We start from the raw sequence: 18189 nt of genomic DNA on the forward strand, positions 1-18189 counted from the left end.
TGCGTGGACATATGTGGTGATCACCTATGGGTTCGTGGGGTTACGTGGTGGGCCGGGCGTGCGAACGGCGGTGTGCACCGCGCGGTTCGCGTGGTGTGCCGCAGCGCCCGGGGACAGGCATGCGTCTCGGTGCGGTCGGCGGGGTGGCGCGGGGCCGGGCCGGGCACGGCCCGGTCAGCGTGCGTGGGTGTGGCGCGGGTGGGCGCGGCTGGTGCGCGGGCGGGGTCGGCGCGGTTCGATGCGTCCCGGCCCCGGCCCCATCAGGCCGGTGCGGTACAGGCCGTGGTCGAGGCGGCGCCGTGCCGCGACCTCCAGCTCCTCCTTGAGCGCCCCGTCGCGCAACACCGCTTCGGGGCCAAGGAGTTGCTCGACCACGGCCAGCGCTCCGGCGATGTCGCCGTGGTCCAGCCGCTCACGGACCCCGGTCAGGCACTCGGGCCGGCGGTGCGCCTCGTCGATGGCCCGCAGACAGGGCAGCGGGGGGCCGCCGAGGGCGAGGAGCAGCTCCTCCTGGCGAACCTGCGCCGGAGGGTGGTCGAGGGGCGCGAGCACCCCGTCGACCAGGGCGATCCGATGCCGCTCGCCCCGGCACTCCACGACGCGCGTGCCGTCCGCACGGTTCCGGTTCCAATCCGCTCCTGGTGGCTCGTGGCCCGGCGCGAGCGCGGCGGCGACCAGCGGGTGCAGTCGGCCGGCCTCGATCGCGCCGGCCCCGATCAGGTCCAGGTCCGGAAGTACCCAGGTCGCCGCGTCGGGCAGGACCGGTACCGGCCCCGTCCCGCTGCCCTGCGGGGATGTTTCGGCGAGCCGCAGGGCGGGGCCGTGCGGAGCGCCGACCAGGGCCAGCTGGAGACGCCTGCGGGCAGCCAGGCGAACGGTGAAGTCACCGTGGGACCGGCCCTCGGAGCCGAGCAGGATGCCGGCCTCCGCGGCCCATCGTCCGACGGCGCAGCGCTGCCCGGGCGGCAGCGCTGCCCGCACGTCCGGGTCGAGCGCCACCGGATCCAGCGCGTCCGGGCCCGGTGCTCCCGGGACGAACACCCCCGAGCCCGGCGCCCGCGGCCCGAACGCCGACGGGTTCAGCCCCGGGCCCCCGCCTGCGGCGCACCCGTCGGCCCCGGAGCGCAGGGCCAGCTCGCCGGTCCGACGGGCGTCCCACAGGTGACGGTGCAAATCGAGGCGGAACCGCTGCTGGGGGCGTGGATGCGGATGGCCGGCAGGGCATCCCCACGGGGAGTCGTGCTGGTCCTCGCCCCAGAGCGTGAGGGCGATCCGCTGACCGGCGTCCGCCCAGGCGGGCGGAGTGCGCACGACGAGGTGCACCGGGCCCGGGCCGGGCCGTCCGGCGGCGCCGTAGCGCGCGAGCGTGAGGGTCAGGCCCGGGCGCAGCAGTCCGTCGGGCGCGATCCGCGGCATGTGCCAGCGCAGCAGGTCGGGGGCCAACTGGCGCAGATCGGCGCGGAGTTGTGCCGCGAGGTCGCGGCCGTGCGTACGGGTGAGGGAGCGTAGGTCCAGATCGACGTCGAAACCGGCGGCGGCGCACGCACCGGCCCAGTCCCCGACGGAACGGCGGGCGGTCGCGGTCTCGATCATGGAGGGCGGCACGGCGAACTCGCGCACGCGCAGCCAGAGGGAGAGGCGGGAGTGGCCCTCCGCGACAGAAGTGAGCATCAGCACTCACCTTGCGCGGACGGGTCCCCCAATCTGTGAACGGGAGGAGTAGTCATCGCCGGGAGCATAGCCCGGTCGCTCGTGATCTGTCAGCCGTGTTCCGGCCATGATCGACTGGTGACGCCCCGGACCCGGGCATAGGGTCGAACGGTGGACGTCAGCGTCCACCGTCCTCGTGCGAGGGCAGGGTCCATCATCATGACGAGTTCACGGGCGACACCCACGGTCGAGCCCGCGGCCCCCGACGGCGGAGGCGGCGGCAAAGGGATCGCGCTGCTCGTCATCGCAGCCTGTCAGCTGATGGTCGTCCTCGACATCACGATCGTGAACATCGCCCTGCCGCACATCCAGAGCGCGCTCCACTTCTCCACCACGGGCCTCGCCTGGGTGGTCAGCGCGTACACCCTCACGTTCGGCGGCCTGCTCCTGCTGGGCGGCCGGACCGGCGACATCCTCGGCCGGCGCAGGGTGTTCATGTGCGGCGTCCTGCTCTTCGCGGTCGCCTCGCTGCTCGGCGGACTTTCCCAGAACTCCGGCGAACTGCTGGCCGCGCGCGCCCTTCAGGGAGTGGGCGGTGCCATCGCGTCGCCGACCGCACTGGCGCTGATCACCACCACGTTCACCGAGGGCCTTGAGCGCAACCGCGCCTTCGGCGTCTTCGCCGCGGTGTCGGCGGGCGGCGGAGCGATCGGTCTGCTGGCCGGCGGCATGCTCGTGGAGTGGCTGAACTGGCGCTGGGTGCTGTTCGTGAACGTGCCGATCGCCGTTCTGATCCTGCTGGCCACCCCGCGGCACATCAAGGAGTCCGAACGGCACTCCGGCCACTTCGACGTCCTCGGCGCACTGACGTCGACCATCGGCATGGTGGCGCTGGTCTATGGCTTCATCCGTGCTGCCCAGGAGGGCTGGAGCGACCCGTTCACACTCGGTTCGTTCGCCGTCGCGGTCGTACTCCTGGCCACGTTCGTCCTGGTGGAGCGGCGTTCGCAGCAGCCCATCACACCGTTGCACATGTTCGCCGACCGCAATCGCGCGGGAACGTACGGCATCATGCTGAGCCTGGCCGCCGCGATCTTCGGCATGTTCTTCTTCCTCACGCTGTTCGTCCAGGACGTGCTGGGCTTCTCGCCGCTCCGGGCCGGCCTCGCCTTCCTCCCGGTCAGCGCGATCATCGCGGTGGGTGCGGGAACCGCCTCCCAACTGCTGCCGAAATACGGGCCGAAGCCCTTCATGGTGGCCGGATCGCTCCTTGCCGCGGGCGGACTGTCCTGGCTGACGCAGACGGACATCCACTCCTCCTACGCGGGCAGCATCCTCGGCCCGATCCTCGTCTTCGGCCTGGGCATGGGCCTCAACTTCGTGTCGCTGACGCTGATGGCCGTCTCCGGTGTGCCGCCGCACGAGGCCGGTGCGGCCTCCGGCATGCTCAACGCCACGCAGCAGGTGGGCGGTTCACTGGGTCTGTCCATCCTGGTCACGGTGTTCGGAACGGCCAGCCGCAACGAGGCGACGGAACAGGTGCCCAAGTTCCTCGGGCAGGCGGACCCGGCGCAGCGGCTGATGTTCCGGCGCACCGGACAGCTGCCGCGGCCGTGGAGCGATCAGGTACTCGCCTCGGGAGTGTCCACGGCGTTCGTCGTGGCGGCCGCCTTCGCGGTGGTGGCCGCGCTCATCGCCCTCATCGCGATCCAGGTGCGGCCGTCCGACCTGGAGCGCCTCCAGGGTGCCAAGCCCTCCGGCGTCTGAGCCGGACGGTTCGCAGGGGCAGCGGGGTCGCACGGCGGGGCGCCTGGGAGCGTTGGGGCGCGCCCGTGCCGTGCTGTTTCGCGCCGGGTTCCACCGCGTGGGGCGTGGGGAGGATATGCGGGATCCGGGGGCCGGCCGGGCCCCCGGCCGGCAGATCCCTCCCGGAGGTGCCCCACCGTGAGCACGACGTCCCCCACGCGTACGGGAAAAGCCCCAGGCGCCTGGCCGTTGCTCGGCCACGCATGGCAACTCCACGCCCGCCCACTGGAGTTCCTGTCCTCACTCCCCGCGTACGGGGACCTCGTACGCATCGGGATGGGCCCCTGGCCGGCGTACGTGGTCTGCGATCCGGACGCGGCCCACCGCATGCTCACCGACTCCCGGACGTTCGACAAGGGCGGCCCCTTCTTCGACAAGGCGCGCGTGCTGTTCGGCAGCAGCCTGCCGATGGCCGGCTGGCAGGAGCACCGGTGGCAGCGCCGCCAGATGCAGCCCGCCTTCCAGAGCGACCGGATCGAAAAGTACGCGCTGGTCATGGGCGAGGAGGTCGACCGGATGACCTCGCGGTGGCGGCCCGGGCTGCGCTTCGACGTGACCGCCTCGCTCACCACCCTGACCCTGCGGATCGTCACCCGCAGCGTGCTCGCCGCCGAGGCGCAGGACGAGGCGGTGGCCGAGGTCCAGGAGAGCCTGCACACCGTGATCGACGGCATCTACCAGCGCGTGATGCTGCCGCTCGGCCCGCTCTACCGGCTGCCCACCCGCGCCAACCGGCGCTACCGCGCCGCCTGCGAACGGCTGCACCGCGCCATCGACGGCATCATCGCCGAGCGCCGCGCGGCTCCCGGGGGCGACGACCTGGTGTCCATGCTGCTCGCCGCGGTCAACGACGACACCGGTGGCCCGATGTCCGACGTGGACATCCGCGACCAGCTCATGGTCATGATCGGCGCCGGTTTCGAAACCACCGCCAACAGCCTCGCGTTCGCCGTCTGGCTGCTGAGCCAGAACCCGGAGGCCGAGGCGCGAGTGCACGAGGAGGTCGACCGGACCCTCGGCGGGCGCACCGCCACCACGGCCGACCTCGACGGGCTGACCTACACCCGGCACGTCATCAACGAGGTCCTGCGCCTGTATCCCGCGGGCTGGTTCTTCACCCGCGTCACCACCACCGACACCACCCTCGCCGGGCGCGAACTGCCCAAGGGGACCGCCCTCCTCTACAGCGCCTACCTCCTGCACCACCGTCCGGAGCTGTTCCCCGACCCCGACCGCTTCGACCCCGACCGCTGGGCGGCGCGCGGCACCGAAAGTCTGCCGCGGGGTGCGCACGTGCCTTTCGGGGGTGGCAACCGCAAGTGCATCGGGGATCAATTCGCCCTGATCGAGATGACGTTGGCGCTCGCCACGGTGTGCTCGCGCTGGCGGCTGCGCCCGGATCCGGGGAGCACCATGACCGTACAGGTGCGCGGCACGCTCGGGCCCGGGCCGCTCCACGTGACGTGCGAACCCCGGGGCGCGTCGGCGGACGGCTGACGATCGCGAGGCGGAACCATGAGGTGTGCATGCCGCGTCCACACCTTCGGTCACGTCATCCGCCGTTCCCAGGAGGGGAAACACCATGGTCGACCCGGGCAGCACCTTCGCGCCCCAACCGCCGCGCAGGAGAGGGGGCTGCCTGCCCGCGCTGGTCGTTCTCGTGGTGATCCTTGGCCTCGGCTTCGGCGCGTCCAAGCTGTTCGGCGACGACCACAAGAAGTCCTCGGCGTCCCCCTCCTCCTCGTCGTCCCACGACAGCGGCACCTGGAAGGTGGGCGACTGCGGAGGGCCCGACCCCGACGACGCGCCGAACGGCTACAAGGCGTTCGGCTGCGGCGACTCGGGCGCCACCTTCAAGGCCCTCGACATCCAGCCCGCCAGTTTCATGCCGGACTCCATCCAGTGCCCGGCCGGGACGGACCTCATCATCCAGGTGAGCATCAGCTACGGCAGCAGCAAGAGCAAAGGCGGCGGCATCCCCTCCAAGACGGTGTGCGGCCGCAACCTCTCCGCCACCCATCCCGGCGATCCGGGCGCCGGCGGCGGCCAGTTGGTGAAGGGCGACTGCGTCACCTCCACGGCCAAGGAAGTGGTCTGCGCCTCGGCCGGACCGGACACCTACCAGGTGCTCGGGCTGACGAAGGAGACGTCCCAGTGCCCCTCCGGCACCACCGAGCCCATGCGGCTGACCCTCGCCATCGGCAGGCCCTACGACGTGATCTGCGCAGCCAAGAGGTGAGCACCGAACGGCCGGGCGTGCTCGGGCGGTTGACCGCCGCGCACGTCGTCGCGATCGGGTGGCTGCTGTGCGCCGCCGCCTTCGCCGAGCGAGTGCCGGTGCTCTTCTCCGGGCACCGCCATCTGCTGTGCCACGCGTCGTCGCACCTGGACCGGCTGACGCTCACGGCGCTCGGGCTCGTCCTGGCCGCGGCGGTGGCGGCGTTGGCCGGCGCCGTCGTGATGCAGGGGAAGGGGCAGGGCGTGGCCGCGGTTCCCGTGGTGTGTCTGGTCGTGGTGGTCGCCCTGCTGATCGCCGCGGACGGGGTCGACGCCCACGGCGAGGCCCTGGCCCGCCAGCTGTCGGCCACACCGTTCACCGCGGGTGCGTGTGACTACGTTCCGCAGGACTATGTGGCCACTCCTGGCTGGTTCTGGTAGGCCGCGCACCTCGTGGGGGCGCGGCCCGTCCGATGGTGCCGCGCGCGGGTGCCCGGGGTCGCCGTTCAGGTGCCGAGCGCGGCCAGGAGCATCGGCAGGGAGCGGTGCAACTCCCGCTGCCAGTAGGGCCATTCATGGATCCCCGGCCCGTAGAAGTCGGTGACGGGCGGGCTTCCGAGCGCTCGCAGCCGGGCCGCGAGGGCCAGGTTCTGCTGCTCGAAGTAGGCCTCCCAGGCGTCGTCGGGGGTGCCGGCCGGATCGTAGGGCCCGGGCACCCCGTTGCCGCAGGACAGGAAGACGGGCAGCCCGCGCAGGGCGCCCGCGAGTGCGGCGGGGTCGTGCGCCCGCCACACCGCGCGCTGGCGCACCGGGTCGCCCCAGACCGCGTACGGGTCGGCCCCCTGGCTCCTGACGAGGTCGAGGAACCAGCCGGGCCCGAATCCGCCGGGCACCTGGAGCAGCGGATGCACGGTCCCGCTGTACGAGGCGACGGCGCGGAAGAACCCCGGGTGGCGTGCCGCGTACGACAGCGCGCCGAAGCCGCCCATGGACAGCCCCGCGGCGACGCGCCGGCCGCCCGCGCCGTATCCGCGTTCCAGGATCTGCCGCACCTCGCTGAGGTGGAAGGTCTCCCAGCGCGGCGTGCCGCCCGCGCCGTGGTTCCACCAGTTGCTGTACCAGCCCACGGCGCCGGCTTCCGGCATGACCACCAACGCGTTGCGCAGGGAGTCGAGTTGGGCGACGTCGGTGTAATGCGTCCAGTCGGTGTAGCCGCCGCAGCACCCGTGCAGCAGCCACAGCGTGGGCCAGGCGCGCCGCCCCGGCGACCAGCCGTCCGGGGTGAGGAGCCGGACATGGGCGGTGGTGCCGAGGGCCGGTGAGTCGATGGTGAGATCGAGGAGCCGGGGCCCGACACGCTGTTCGGCGACGACCCGGGCGCCGTCGTCGGCGGACGTCACCCGGCCCCGCGCCTGCCCTGCGCCCGTCGTGAGGACGCCGGCCAGCAGCACGAGCAGCGCCGTGACGACGACGGCCCTCACCGGTGCACGGCGCATGTTCGGCCCCCTCGGTCTCAGAGTGACAGGCGGGACGGCTCGCGGCTGAGTCTCGGCGCGGGCACCGGGCGCGGCCTGGGCGGAGCGGCCGGGCCGCTGCGGGCCACCGAGGTGATGAGTTCGCGCAGTTGTTCAGCGTAGCGGTGGATGTTCTTGTGCGCGATGGCCGTGTCCGGGTAGCGGATGGCCAGTTGCAGGCCGCCGTGCAGCCGAGTGAACCACGCGCAGACCTGGTCGCCGTAGGACACCCTGAGCAGGGCGTAGGCGCGCAGTTCGTCCCACTGTCCGGCTCCGGGGATGTCGCGGGCGTCGACGAAGGAGACGATCGAGTACAGGTCGGGGGAGGTCGGCCGGAAGTCGGAGCCGAGCAGCCGGAGCACCCGGGCGATCGGCAGGTGCGCCAGCGCCTTGTTGGCGCGCAGCGCGCCGTGGACCATCTTCAGGGCGTCGTCGAAGCCGAGCGCCTGCGCCACCGGGATCTCGATCGGCGCCCCGCCGACGTACCACCCGACCGATTCCGCCCACCGGGACTTCGCCCGGGTGTGCAGCGGCACCACCGTGCGGTAGACGGGCTCGCCGCCGATGTCGTGCACGATGAGGCTGGTGGCCGCGAGGATGCCCACCTGACCTCCGCCGAACGGCCGGCAGTACGCGGAGAACGCGGCGGCGTCGGCCTCGCCCACCAGCGTCTCGTACAGGAGCTTCTGCTCGGGCAGCGGGCCGCCGGGCTCCAGGCCGAGGTCCACCGGGAACGCGGGGAGCCTTCCGTCGCACCGGCCGATGAACTCCCGCCAGCGGGCGACGATCGCGTGGGTGTCGTCGACCTGGTCGGCGCTGGCCCGCTCGATCTCGCAGAAGTCGACGTAGCTGCCGGCCGGCGCGGCCTCCGCGGTGCGCCCCTCGGCGCGCGCCGAGTAGAGCTCGTGGATCTCGGCGGGGATGCGCTGGATCGAGTAGGCGTCGACGTTGCTGTGGTCGAAGGCCATGTACACGCTGGTGGACTCGGGCCGGACGACCGCCGTGTACAGGAAGTTCGGCCAGCCGAGCGCGTCCGCCTCCACATCGAAACGGTCCTGCAGGTGGTGGCTCAGCTCTTCCGCGTCGGGGAAGTCGCCCACGACCTCACGCCGCAGCGCGACGGCCTCGGGGGCCGCGGTGAAGCGGCGCATCTCGTCCTCGACCCAGCGGAAGCCGCTGCGCAGCGTCTCGTGCCGCAGGGTCCAGGTGCGCAGGGCCGCTTCCAGGACGTCGAGGTCGACGGTCCCGGGGATGTCGAAGGCGGTGCCCAGCCATGTCGGCACGAACAGGCCGTCCTGGCGCACGGACCGCGCGGTCCTGATGTGGGACTCCTGCACATAGGCCGGCGGCCGTGTGTCGTCGGGCTGGCTGGTGGCGGCCTCGACCATGGCGGGGTCCAGGGTCCACTCCACCAGCCGTCCGGGACGGACCTCGCAGCCGTGAATGTCGGTGATTCGCACGGGAGTTATCCATTCACAAGCTGTCGGGGAACACGGACTGTCGGGGAACACGGGCGGAGGAGGGACCGACGGGAGTGGCGGGCCGTCCTCGCGCAGGAACCCCGGCACCCGGGGACAGGACACCCGTTCGGCACGGCGCGGGGCGGGGGCCGGCAGTCGCACACCGCTGCCCAGGAAATACGGTCATGTGGTGACCAACGCGCGACGAGCGCTCCCGGGCACGCGAAACCACCCCATCGAGTCGTGTGCGCCGAACCGTACGCCGGCGCGCCCCGGATGAGGTGGTGCCCCCGCCCCGCCGTCCACAGGGCCCGTTGAGTGCGTGAACTGCCGCTGTACGTGAGGACTTTGGGGCGGCAGCGACTCGGGGCGGACGGCGGGAGCGCGGAGGGAAGTCGTTCCGAACGGGCGTCAGCCCGTCGCGGCGGGCGGGACGAGCGGAGTCGAGGAAATCGCGGGCAGGCCGGCGGGCTTGGTGCCCGGCTTGGTACCCGGCATGGTGTTCGGCGTGGTGTTCGGCGTGGCGCCCGGCATGGTGTCCGACTTCGCCTGCGACACGTCCTGCTTGACCATCGCGGCGACCTCCTTCAGGATCGCCGCGACCTCGGCCTTGGCCGCGGCGACATCGGCCGCGGCGTCCTTCTTCGCGTCGGCGATGAGCTGGTTGATCTCCTTCATCATCGACGCCAGTTCGGCCTTGATGCCGGTGACGTCGTCGTCACCGGCCCTGCCGTCCGCCGGCGCCGGCTCCGCCTGGGAGACGGGCACGGCCGGCGCGGGGCCGGCGGCGAAGGCAGGGGCTGCGGTACCCGCGGCGATGACGCCGCACAGGGCGATCGCGGCGACGGTGGCACAACGTTGCATGATCGCGCTCCTCATCAGGTCGACTGCAAGTCACCCCCCACTCCCGGTCCACTGTTCGCCACCCCCGCCGGGACGGCCAGCCGGCCTTGCCGAACGAGTGAGGGCGTCTGACGCCGTGTCGCCTGACGGCATGTCGTCTGACTGCCCGTCGAGGCGGCTCCCGCCACGGCCCAAAGGGCGGTCGGGGAGGATGGGGCCATGGGTGAACTGGTGGAACGGGTCGACGAGCAGGACCGCGTCATCGGCGTGGTCGAGCGCGGAGCGGCCGTACGCGAGGGCTGGCTGTACCGGATGGCGATGGTGCTGTGCCGCGACACCGAGGGCCGCGTGCTGGTGCACCGGCGCCCGGAAACCAGCGCACGCTTCCCCGGCCAGTACAGCTGGCTGGTGGCCGGGGCGGTGGGGGTGGGCGAGCCGTACGCGACGGCGGCGCGCCGGGAGCTGCGCGAGGAACTCGGGGTCGACGCGCCGGTGCGTCCGCTGTTCACGTTCCTGTGCGACGGGGAGCTGAGTCCCTACTGGTTCGCGGTGTACGAGGCCGTCGTGGCGGAGGGGGACGTGGTGGCGGATCCGGCGGAGGTCGCCTGGCACGGCTGGCTGACCGAGGAGGAGCTGGCGCGGGCGATGGACGTCTGGCCGTTCGTCTCGGACAGCCGGGACGCCTACACCCGCTACCTCGCCCTCGGCCCGTCGGGGCCGGCGGCCCCGACGGCCCCTACGGCTCCTCCGGCGGACGTCAGGCGCGGCCGACCCGGCCCGCCACCGCGTGACCTATGAGCAGGTAGACCACGGCGGGCAGTCCGTAGTTGACGATCGTGCGCCAGTTGTCGGACCTGATGGTGAACATGTCGCGGGACCAACCGGACAGCCAGTCGGCGGCGTGCCGCACCCACGACACGAGGTCGTTGGCCGTGTTGGCGTTCACCAGGAAGAAGGCGATCCAGAGGATCAGGATCAGGGCCATGACATCGACGATGATCAGGATCGCGGTCGCCGCGGGGTTACCGCCATAGCGCCTGGGCATGGTCGACTCCTTGTCTTCGAAGGGTGGTTGAGGCTCTGAGGCGGGCGAACGGAGCGTGTCCCGGGGGCGCCGGGAGGGCGCCCGCCGGGGCACGTGAGAGGTCGGACGTCACAGGCTGAGCAGGCGCTCGGCCAGCCGCCGGTACTCGCGCAGGGCCATGCGCAGATCCTCCGTGGCGGTTCCGCCGGACGCGTCCTGCCAGGAGGCGCGCAGGGTGTCGCGGCGCTGTTCGAGGGTTTCGACGATCTGCTCGGTGAGGGCGTCGACCGCGGAGGCGGCCTCCTCGACCGCCGAGCGCGGCTCGTCCACGAACCCGCCGACGGCCTGCTTGATGCGCAGGCGCAGCTTGTCCCGCTCCGCCGCGTGCAGCACGGCGTCGTCGCCCGCGGGGCCGTCGTGCGCGGTGCCCTCGGGCCGGAGTTCCCGGTCCTGCGCGTGCCGTCCTTCGACGGAGCCGGTCTCGGTGGGCAGGCCCTGGTCCCTGACGGGGCCGTCGGTGGCGGGCCGGTCCGTGGCGGACGGCCGGTCCGACGCGGGCCAGTCCGACGCGTGCTGGTCGTCCGTGTGCGGACCGGCACCGGCCGGGTCGGCAAGGTCGCGGCCGGGGGCGCCGGGGCCTGCGACGGGCTGTTCGACGGCGCTTCCGGCGGGCACCTCGCGCCCGCCGAGGGGCCGGTCGGGAACGCGGTGCTCGGGCACGTCGCGTCCCGTCAACGACTTGTCGCTCACGTGCTGTTCACCCGCGCGGTGCTCGGTCGGGGGCTGTTCGGCCAGGGTCTGGTCGCGTACGGGACGCTCGGGCTGGGTCATGACTGGCTCCCTCGGGCGATGTCACTGTGGTGTGTGCCGGTGCCGGACGTGTGCCGGCCGCCGCGCGCGCCGAGCCGTCCGGCCCGGTCGCCACGGCGCTCCCCCGCCAGGACCGCGAAGAACTCGTGGGCCCGCACGAGGGTCTCGCGCAGCTCCTCCGTGCTGGCCCGCCGCCCGTCGGCGCCCTGCGCCACGCCACGGATCCGGCGGTAGCCGTCGAGGTGGTGGGGGTGGTGCACGGAGAGGGCGGCCAGCTGCTCCTCGGACGAGCCGCTGGGGAAGCCGCGTTCCTTGGCGAGCCGGCCGAGCAGGGCCTCGGCGTCGGCCACGGCCTGTGTCGGCGAATCCACGAACTGCTCCTGGACGCGGGCCCATTCGGCCGCGTACCGGGCCCGCTCCTCGCCGGTCGGGGGCGAGACCTTGAGGCTGCCGTACCGGCGGACCCGCTCGTCCAGGTCCTGTTCGGCGGCCTTCACATCACCGTTGTGCTGAGCCACCGTCCGCTCGTACTCGGGTCCGAACCGGTTGCGCAGGCCGTGTCCACGGCGTGCGAAGACCAGGCCGAGGACCGCTGCCACGGCAACGATCACCACCACGGCGATCACGATGATGACGACCCAACTGGACATGGCTGCCTTCCCGTCGGTGAACGGCCCCGTGCGGGCTGTCCCTCTTCGTGTGGGCGGGAATCGGCCGAATAAACGTGCTGTAAGGGGACCGTCTTTCCCCGTCCGCTCCACGAGCGCCGTCACCCCAACGGGTCACGCGAATGTCGCTCGGGCCCGAGCGCGGAGAGGCTGCGAGGGAGAGCTTCCCTCACCCGTAGGAGGAATTGTGCGTATCCGTACCGCTGTCGCCGCAACCGTTCTGACCGCCACCGCCGTCCTGGGCACGGCCGGCGTCGCGACCGCAGACCCCAACCCGCCGACCGCGACCGGCACCGCCCAGAACTCTCCCGGCGTGCTGTCCGGCGACGTCATCCAGGTCCCGATCGGGATCCCGATCAATGTGTGCGGCGACAGCATCGACATCATCGGCCTGCTCAACCCGGCGTTCGGCAACTCCTGCCGCAACTGACCGGGAGTTCCCGGCCGACCGCTTCGCCCCGGAGCCGCCCTCAGGGCTCCGGGGCGAAGCCACGCCGGACGGCGACGTCCACCCGCCGGCGGGCCGCGCCGAGCAACTCACGGGCCGCGTCCAGGAGTTGGGCGTCGGACAGTGACCCGGCCGGATCGTCGCCGTCGGGTGTCCCCGGCCGGGCGGGCGACGGCGCGTGCGGGCCGTCGGCGCCGGCCTTCCCGAGGACGAGCGCGAGGTGGACGGAGAGGCCTTCGCCGCCGGTCGCGGTGTGCGGCGCGCCGCGCGGCACGAACAGCACGTCGCCCGGCGCGAGGACCGTGTCCAGGGCGGGCCCGTCCGCCGGGGGCGGCTCGGGGAGCCCGTCCCGGCCGGCCGGGGCGTCGGCCACGGTCCAGCGCTTGCGGCCGACGAGCTGGACGACGAGGACGTCGGCCTCGTCGCGGTACCCGCCCGCCCCCGGCGTGGCCGCCGTGGTCGCACAGCACAGGGCGTCGGTCTCGCGGCCGAGGTCCCGCGCGAGCAGGGCGCTCAGCGCGCCCACCGAGGCGTTCCACTCGTCGAGCCTGGGCAGCAGCAGCGTCGCCCCCTCGGCCATCAGGCGCATGATCCGTTCCGGATCGGCGAAGCCTTCTCGCTCGCCCGCCCGGGCCGGGGCCACCGGCGCGCTGTACTCCGAGACGGCCACGCTCCGGCCGTCCCGCACCATCTCCACGTACGGCGGGCGCAGCAGAGGGCCGCCGAGCCCGCACGTCAACTCCCGTAGCGTGGGCACCTCCTGGGGCAGGGTGCGGGGCCGCAACACGAGCGGCCGGCCCCGGTCGCACGCGTCGAGGAACCGCTCGGGTTCCCCCAGCAGCCGGTCGAGCACTCCCCAACGCATCGTTACTCCCCAGGTCCGGGGCGGTACGGCGCCGCCCGGAACCGAACCTACGGGAGCCGCCCGCACCAGGGCCCCTGGACGATCGGGCAGCGTCCGTGGCCTGCGTACCGCCGGAACTGCCCGGGCGGCCCTTGACCCGGGCGGCGATCCGGTCCACGCGATCGTTGACCTCAAGCGCACTGGAGGTCGTACGTTCCTCGCATGAGTATGGAAGCCACCGCGTGGACACAGCTCCACAACGTCATGAACGCCCAGCAGGACAAGCGCCCCTTCAACCGCGCCACCCTGCGCCGGATCGGCGCCTTCGCCCGGCCGCATCGGCGCCGTATCGCCCTCTTCCTGGTCCTGAGCGTCGCGACGGCGCTCCTCGCGGTGGCCACGCCGTTGCTGGCGGGACGGGTGGTGGACACGATCGTGGCGGGCAAGGAGACCGGGACCGTCACCCGGCTCGCCCTGCTGATCGCCGTCATCGCCGTCGCCGAGGCGGCCCTCGGCATCGCGAGCCGGTGGCTGTCCTCGACCCTCGGCGAGGGCCTGATCCTGGATCTGCGCACGGCGGTCTTCGACCATGTGCAGCGGATGCCGGTGGCGTTCTTCACGCGGACCCGCACCGGCGCCCTGGTGAGCCGGCTGAACAACGACGTCATCGGCGCGCAGCGCGCCTTCAGCAACACGCTGTCCGGCGTGGTCAGCAATCTGGTCACACTGCTGCTGACGCTCGCGGTGATGCTCGGCATCTCCTGGCAGATCACGCTGCTCGCGCTCGTTCTGCTGCCGGTGTTCGTGCTGCCCGCGCGGCGGATGGGCACCCGGATGGCGCGGCTCCAGCGGGAGGCGGCCGAGCACAACGCGGCGATGGGCACCCGGATGACCGAGCGGTTCTCGGCGCCGGGCGCCACCTTGATCAAGCTGTTCGGGCGGCCCGCCGACGAGTCCGCCGAGTTCGCCGCCCGGGCGGGCCGGGTGCGGGACATCGGCGTCCGTACGGCGATGGCGCAGTCCGCGTTCATCACCGCGCTCACCCTGGTGTCGGCCCTCGCGCTGGCCCTGGTCTACGGCCTGGGCGGCTACTACGCGCTGCGCGGCACCCTCGAAGCGGGGGCGGTCGTCTCGCTGGCCCTGCTCCTGACCCGTCTGTACGCGCCGCTCACCTCGCTCGCCGGCGCCCGGGTGGAGGTGATGAGCGCGCTGGTCAGCTTCGAGCGGGTCTTCGAGGTGCTCGACCTCACGCCGCTGATCGCGGAGCGGCCCGGGGCCCGCGAGGTGCCGCCGGGGCCGGTGTCCGTCGAGTTCCACGACGTGCGGTTCGGCTACCCGTCCGCCGACAAGGTCTCGCTCGCCTCGCTCGAAGAGGTGTCGAGCCTGGACACGCGCGGCGGCACCGAGGTGCTGCACGGCGTCTCGTTCCGGGCCGAGCCCGGGCAGATGGTCGCGCTCGTCGGATCGTCCGGGGCGGGCAAGTCGACGGTGGCCCAGCTGCTCCCCCGCCTCTACGACGCCGACGCGGGCACGGTGCGGCTCGGCGGCATCGACGTGCGGGACCTGACCGCCGACTCCATCCGGGACACGATCGGCATGGTCACCCAGGACGGCCACCTCTTCCACGAGTCGGTCCGCGCCAATCTGCTGCTGGCACGCCCGGACGCGGACGAGGAGCACCTGTGGGACGCGCTGCGCCGCGCCCGCCTCGACGAGCTGGTGGCGTCGCTGCCGGACGGTCTGGACACGGTGGTGGGCGAGCGCGGCTACCGCCTGTCCGGCGGCGAGCGCCAGCGCCTGACGATCGCCCGGCTGCTCCTGGCCCGTCAGCGGGTGGTCATCCTCGACGAGGCCACCGCGCACCTGGACAACACCTCGGAGGCGTCCGTGCAGGAAGCCCTGAGCGAGGCGCTGGAGGGCCGCACCGCCGTGGTGATCGCCCACCGGCTCTCCACGGTGCGTTCCGCCGATCTGATCCTGGTGGTGGAGGACGGCCGGATCGTACAGCGCGGCACACACGACGAGCTGCTCCAACTGGGCGGCCGTTACGCGGAGTTGTACCGCACGCAGTTCGAGCGGCCGGGCGGCGCTCCCGCCCTGGGCTGACCCGGGGACGGCCACCGCGCCCGGCCCGCGCGGCGCGGTGGGCCCGGCCGCCGAAAGACGGACCCACCAGGCAACGGATCACGCCGGATCGCGGTCTAGTTCCGTGCGCCCCCGTGGAGGCGGTGCGCACGGACACCGCCCGGACGGGCGCGGCGTCCGCAACGACCGCGTGCAGAGAGTGTTCCTGACCCATGGGCCTGACAAGTACCGCCGTCCTGACGGTGGCCGTGCTGTGCACGGTGCTGCTTTCCCTCGTCGTCGTCTGGCAGTGGCCGCGCCTTTCGGGGCGCGGCTTGCGGGCGGTCCTCGGCCGGGTGGGGCTGATGTGCGCGGTCCAGCTGCTGCTGTTCTCGACCGTGGGTCTGGCGGCCAACAAGACCTTCCTCTTCTACGGCTCGTGGGCGGACCTGTTCGGGCAGCAGGACGGCGTCGGTGTCCTGGGCGCGCACGCGGCCGCGAACCCGGGGGTGCGGATCGAGGGCAAGCAGAAGGTCGACGTGCCGGGCGCGGGAAAGCCGAGCGTGGGGGGCGAGGTGCAGAGGGTCACGGTGCAGGGCGAGCGCTCGCGGATAGTCAGCCCGGCCTATGTGTATCTGCCGCCCGAGTACTTCCAGAAGGGGTACGAGCAGACGGCCTTCCCGGTCACCGTCGTCCTGACCGGCTACCCCGGCACGGCGGAAAACCTGATCAAGGGGCTGCACTACCCGAAGACCGCGTGGACGCTGTCCAAGCAGAAGAAGACCCGGCCGATGATCCTGGTGATGATGCGGCCCACCGTCGCCCCGCCGCGCAACACGCAGTGCATCGACATCCCCGGCGGTCCCCAGACGGAGACGTTCTTCGCCGACGATCTGCGCAAGGCGCTCTCGGGGACGTACCGCGTGGGCACCAAGCCGCGGAACTGGGGCTTCATGGGGGATTCGACGGGCGGCTACTGCGCCCTGAAGATCGCCCTGCACCACCCCGAGGCGTACGCGGCCGGGGTCGGTCTCTCGGCCGACTACGCGCCGGAGGTCGACCTCGATTCCGGTGATCTCTTCCACGGCAACAAGCACGAGCAGAAGCGCGCCGACCTGCTGTGGAGCCTGGACCACCTGCCGCAGGGCAACTCGTCCTTCCTGGTCACCACCTCGCGGCAGGGCGAGAGCAATCTGCGGGCGACGCAGAAGTTCATCGCCAAGGTGAAGAAGCCGGCCCGGGTCTCCTCGATCACGCTCGCGTCCGGCGGTCACAACTTCAACACCTGGCTGCGTGAGATCCCGCCGTCGCTCGAGTGGCTGAGCGCCCGCCTCGACGCGAACTGAGGGGAGGCCGGGGCCGGCCCCGGGTCAGCCCTTCTTGATCTGCACGCGCTTGATGTCGACGGGCAGCGTCGGATAGCCGTCACCCGGCCCGTTCTGGTCGTCCTCACCGCCCGCGGCGATCTTCTGCAGGACGTCGAGTCCGGCGGTCACGCGCCCGAACGGCGTGTAGGCGGGCGAGAGCTTGGTGTCCTTCCACACGAAGAAGAACTGGCTGCCGTTGGTGTTGGGCCCCGCGTTCGCCATCGCCACGGTGCCGGCCGGGTAGGTGGCGCCGGTCAGGTTCTCGTCCGGGAAGGAGTACCCGGGGCCGCCGCTGCCGGTGCCCGTCGGGTCCCCGCACTGCAGGACGTACAGGCGCGCGGTGGTGAGCCGGTGGCAGTGCGAGCCGTTGAAGTAGCGCTTCTCGGCGAGGAACCGGAAGGAGTTCGTGGTGCACGGCGCCTTGTCGGTCAGCGCCTTGAAGGTGATGGCGCCCTGGCGGGTGCGCAGCGTGGCACTGAACGGCCTGGCCGCCTTGACCGGGTCGAAGTCCGGAATCCCCTTGTAGTTGTCGGCAGGCACGGCCGGCGTGTAGGCGCAGGCGGCGGCCGGCGGCGCCGGAGCCGTGACGTCCGGGTGCGGGCCCGGGGCGGCGGCGCCCGCCCGGGTCGCCGTGAGGAGCGGGAGCAGGACGACGGCGGCGAGCAACGCGCTGTGTCTACGCAGCACTTGAGGGGCTTCCTTCCGAACGGGTCGGTCATGACATGGCCGCATCATCCCTGCCCATTCCCGCCCGCACCATGCACCCGTCGGCCACCACCGCCCCCACCCCGTCGCGCGGCCTCCGCGGACAGCCCCCGTTCATCGGATCGGCACATCAACTGCCGCACAACGGCCGGAAGTTACGCCATCCGTGGGGAACGGATCGCCGCGATCGACGCTCCTACAAGGCGCACCACCCAAATGGATCGAAAGGGGAACACCATGTACGTGTCCGGCATGCGCAGGATCGTCACGGCGGGCGCGGTGGCGGTACTCGCCGGATCGGGGATCCTGCTCGGCGCGGGCGGCGCCTCGGCGGCCGACCCGACGCCCGTCGGCGCCCCGCCCCAGCAGTCGGCTCCCGCCCCCGCGCCGACGGCCGAGCCCCTGGGCAAGGTCGTCGCCAACGGGGGCCTGTGGGTCCACCAGGAGGCCACCACCGCCTCCAAGCGGCTCACCCTGCTGCCCCAGGGCACCGTCACGGCACTCAAGTGCAAGAAGAACGGCCAGGACGTGGGCGGCAACAAGCTCTGGTACAAGCTCGGAGCGGGCAAGCCCGGCTGGGTGACCGCGCGCTACGTCCAGAACCTGGCGGCGGTCCCGTACTGCAGGTGAGCAGACGCACCGGGCGTCAACGACCGCTTCCCACTGGGTCGTTGACGCCTGTGCCGCACCGCACACCGGCCGCCCGGGCGACGCGCAGGCCGCGGCGGCCCGGCACGCTCCTCTCCTGTTTCCCCCAAGTTTCCTCCCG

The 18189-nt window shown here is 72.5% G+C and carries 18 protein-coding genes; 9 read left to right on the forward strand and 9 right to left on the reverse strand.

What is annotated here, in order from left to right; all coding sequences use genetic code 11:
• Nucleotides 1–174: 174 nt before the first annotated feature.
• Nucleotides 175–1671: a hypothetical protein gene (locus tag ACGF3I_RS02430; RefSeq protein WP_393128627.1), complete on the reverse strand. Its 1497-nt coding sequence runs from the start codon at nt 1669–1671 to the stop codon at nt 175–177.
• Nucleotides 1672–1869: 198 nt separating this feature from the next.
• Here ACGF3I_RS02430 and ACGF3I_RS02435 point away from each other — a divergent pair, with 198 nt between their 5' ends.
• The 4 genes from ACGF3I_RS02435 (at nt 1870) to ACGF3I_RS02450 (ending at nt 6114) form a co-directional block, all read left to right on the forward strand.
• Nucleotides 1870–3417 carry an MFS transporter gene (locus ACGF3I_RS02435; RefSeq protein WP_393128628.1) on the forward strand — a complete coding sequence of 516 codons (1548 nt, stop codon included), beginning with the start codon at nt 1870–1872 and terminating at the stop codon, nt 3415–3417.
• 177 nt (nt 3418–3594) lie between these two features.
• Nucleotides 3595–4953, forward strand: a complete 1359-nt coding sequence (locus ACGF3I_RS02440; protein ID WP_393128629.1) for a cytochrome P450 — start codon at nt 3595–3597, stop codon at nt 4951–4953.
• An 85-nt stretch (nt 4954–5038) separates the two neighbouring features.
• Nucleotides 5039–5695 carry a hypothetical protein gene (locus ACGF3I_RS02445; protein WP_393128630.1) on the forward strand — a complete coding sequence of 219 codons (657 nt, stop codon included), beginning with the start codon at nt 5039–5041 and terminating at the stop codon, nt 5693–5695.
• Nucleotides 5692–6114, forward strand: a complete 423-nt coding sequence (locus ACGF3I_RS02450; RefSeq protein ID WP_393128631.1) for a hypothetical protein — start codon at nt 5692–5694, stop codon at nt 6112–6114. The genes ACGF3I_RS02445 and ACGF3I_RS02450 overlap by 4 nt, the downstream gene beginning before the upstream one ends.
• A 65-nt stretch (nt 6115–6179) precedes the next feature.
• On the opposite strand, the gene ACGF3I_RS02455 is transcribed toward ACGF3I_RS02450, so the two are convergent.
• The 3 genes from ACGF3I_RS02455 to ACGF3I_RS02465 all read right to left on the reverse strand — a co-directional run bounded on the left by ACGF3I_RS02455 (nt 6180) and on the right by ACGF3I_RS02465 (nt 9511).
• Nucleotides 6180–7169 (reverse strand): alpha/beta hydrolase, encoded by a 990-nt coding sequence (locus ACGF3I_RS02455; protein WP_393128632.1) that lies wholly within the window; start codon nt 7167–7169, stop codon nt 6180–6182.
• 17 nt (nt 7170–7186) lie between these two features.
• Nucleotides 7187–8647, reverse strand: a complete 1461-nt coding sequence (locus ACGF3I_RS02460) for a condensation domain-containing protein (protein WP_393128633.1) — start codon at nt 8645–8647, stop codon at nt 7187–7189.
• 411 nt (nt 8648–9058) lie between these two features.
• Nucleotides 9059–9511, reverse strand: a complete 453-nt coding sequence (locus tag ACGF3I_RS02465; RefSeq protein ID WP_393128634.1) for a hypothetical protein — start codon at nt 9509–9511, stop codon at nt 9059–9061.
• A gap of 198 nt (nt 9512–9709) precedes the next feature.
• Here ACGF3I_RS02465 and ACGF3I_RS02470 point away from each other — a divergent pair, with 198 nt between their 5' ends.
• Nucleotides 9710–10288, forward strand: coding sequence for an NUDIX hydrolase (locus tag ACGF3I_RS02470; RefSeq protein WP_393128635.1), 579 nt, complete (start codon nt 9710–9712; stop codon nt 10286–10288).
• Here ACGF3I_RS02470 and ACGF3I_RS02475 read toward each other — a convergent pair.
• The 3 genes from ACGF3I_RS02475 to ACGF3I_RS02485 all read right to left on the reverse strand — a co-directional run bounded on the left by ACGF3I_RS02475 (nt 10248) and on the right by ACGF3I_RS02485 (nt 11974).
• A complete protein-coding gene (locus tag ACGF3I_RS02475; protein WP_393128636.1) occupies nt 10248–10535 on the reverse strand; it encodes a hypothetical protein in 288 nt (95 codons plus the stop codon). The two genes, ACGF3I_RS02470 and ACGF3I_RS02475, sit on opposite strands and share 41 nt — an antisense overlap.
• Before the next feature lie 108 nt (nt 10536–10643).
• Complete coding sequence (locus ACGF3I_RS02480) at nt 10644–11345, reverse strand: hypothetical protein (protein WP_393128637.1); 702 nt, start codon at nt 11343–11345, stop codon at nt 10644–10646.
• Complete coding sequence (locus ACGF3I_RS02485; RefSeq protein ID WP_393128638.1) at nt 11342–11974, reverse strand: hypothetical protein; 633 nt, start codon at nt 11972–11974, stop codon at nt 11342–11344. Before ACGF3I_RS02485 ends, ACGF3I_RS02480 begins: the two co-directional genes overlap by 4 nt.
• A 202-nt stretch (nt 11975–12176) precedes the next feature.
• Here ACGF3I_RS02485 and ACGF3I_RS02490 point away from each other — a divergent pair, with 202 nt between their 5' ends.
• The gene (locus ACGF3I_RS02490; protein ID WP_393129104.1) at nt 12177–12422 is read left to right on the forward strand and encodes a chaplin; all 246 of its coding nucleotides are present in this window, start codon (nt 12177–12179) and stop codon (nt 12420–12422) included.
• A gap of 40 nt (nt 12423–12462) precedes the next feature.
• Here ACGF3I_RS02490 and ACGF3I_RS02495 read toward each other — a convergent pair whose 3' ends face one another.
• Nucleotides 12463–13305 (reverse strand): JmjC domain-containing protein, encoded by an 843-nt coding sequence (locus ACGF3I_RS02495; protein ID WP_393128639.1) that lies wholly within the window; start codon nt 13303–13305, stop codon nt 12463–12465.
• 201 nt (nt 13306–13506) lie between these two features.
• Between ACGF3I_RS02495 and ACGF3I_RS02500 the strand changes: the two genes are divergently transcribed.
• Nucleotides 13507–15390, forward strand: a complete 1884-nt coding sequence (locus ACGF3I_RS02500) for an ABC transporter ATP-binding protein (RefSeq protein ID WP_393128640.1) — start codon at nt 13507–13509, stop codon at nt 15388–15390.
• A 191-nt stretch (nt 15391–15581) separates the two neighbouring features.
• Complete coding sequence (locus ACGF3I_RS02505; RefSeq protein ID WP_393128641.1) at nt 15582–16694, forward strand: alpha/beta hydrolase; 1113 nt, start codon at nt 15582–15584, stop codon at nt 16692–16694.
• Between the two features lie 24 nt (nt 16695–16718).
• On the opposite strand, the gene ACGF3I_RS02510 is transcribed toward ACGF3I_RS02505, so the two are convergent.
• Nucleotides 16719–17402 (reverse strand): peptidylprolyl isomerase, encoded by a 684-nt coding sequence (locus tag ACGF3I_RS02510; protein ID WP_393128642.1) that lies wholly within the window; start codon nt 17400–17402, stop codon nt 16719–16721.
• 234 nt (nt 17403–17636) lie between these two features.
• On the opposite strand from ACGF3I_RS02510, the gene ACGF3I_RS02515 reads away from it, so the two are divergent.
• Nucleotides 17637–18050: a hypothetical protein gene (locus tag ACGF3I_RS02515; RefSeq protein WP_393128643.1), complete on the forward strand. Its 414-nt coding sequence runs from the start codon at nt 17637–17639 to the stop codon at nt 18048–18050.
• Nucleotides 18051–18189: the final 139 nt, after the last annotated feature.

The organism is Streptomyces sp. NPDC048111 (genome assembly GCF_043202815.1).
Taxonomy (GTDB): Bacteria; Actinomycetota; Actinomycetes; order Streptomycetales; family Streptomycetaceae; genus Streptomyces.

Coding starts and splice junctions, on each gene's coding strand:
- ACGF3I_RS02500 (WP_393128640.1), top strand. CDS start 13,507: ATGAGTATGGAAGCCACCGCGTGGACACAGCTCCACAACGTCATGAAC.
- ACGF3I_RS02475 (WP_393128636.1), bottom strand. CDS start 10,535: ATGCCCAGGCGCTATGGCGGTAACCCCGCGGCGACCGCGATCCTGATC.
- ACGF3I_RS02485 (WP_393128638.1), bottom strand. CDS start 11,974: ATGTCCAGTTGGGTCGTCATCATCGTGATCGCCGTGGTGGTGATCGTT.
- ACGF3I_RS02495 (WP_393128639.1), bottom strand. CDS start 13,305: ATGCGTTGGGGAGTGCTCGACCGGCTGCTGGGGGAACCCGAGCGGTTC.
- ACGF3I_RS02465 (WP_393128634.1), bottom strand. CDS start 9,511: ATGCAACGTTGTGCCACCGTCGCCGCGATCGCCCTGTGCGGCGTCATC.
- ACGF3I_RS02480 (WP_393128637.1), bottom strand. CDS start 11,345: ATGACCCAGCCCGAGCGTCCCGTACGCGACCAGACCCTGGCCGAACAG.
- ACGF3I_RS02445 (WP_393128630.1), top strand. CDS start 5,039: ATGGTCGACCCGGGCAGCACCTTCGCGCCCCAACCGCCGCGCAGGAGA.
- ACGF3I_RS02515 (WP_393128643.1), top strand. CDS start 17,637: ATGGATCGAAAGGGGAACACCATGTACGTGTCCGGCATGCGCAGGATC.
- ACGF3I_RS02430 (WP_393128627.1), bottom strand. CDS start 1,671: ATGCTCACTTCTGTCGCGGAGGGCCACTCCCGCCTCTCCCTCTGGCTG.
- ACGF3I_RS02435 (WP_393128628.1), top strand. CDS start 1,870: ATGACGAGTTCACGGGCGACACCCACGGTCGAGCCCGCGGCCCCCGAC.
- ACGF3I_RS02505 (WP_393128641.1), top strand. CDS start 15,582: ATGGGCCTGACAAGTACCGCCGTCCTGACGGTGGCCGTGCTGTGCACG.
- ACGF3I_RS02455 (WP_393128632.1), bottom strand. CDS start 7,169: ATGCGCCGTGCACCGGTGAGGGCCGTCGTCGTCACGGCGCTGCTCGTG.
- ACGF3I_RS02470 (WP_393128635.1), top strand. CDS start 9,710: ATGGGTGAACTGGTGGAACGGGTCGACGAGCAGGACCGCGTCATCGGC.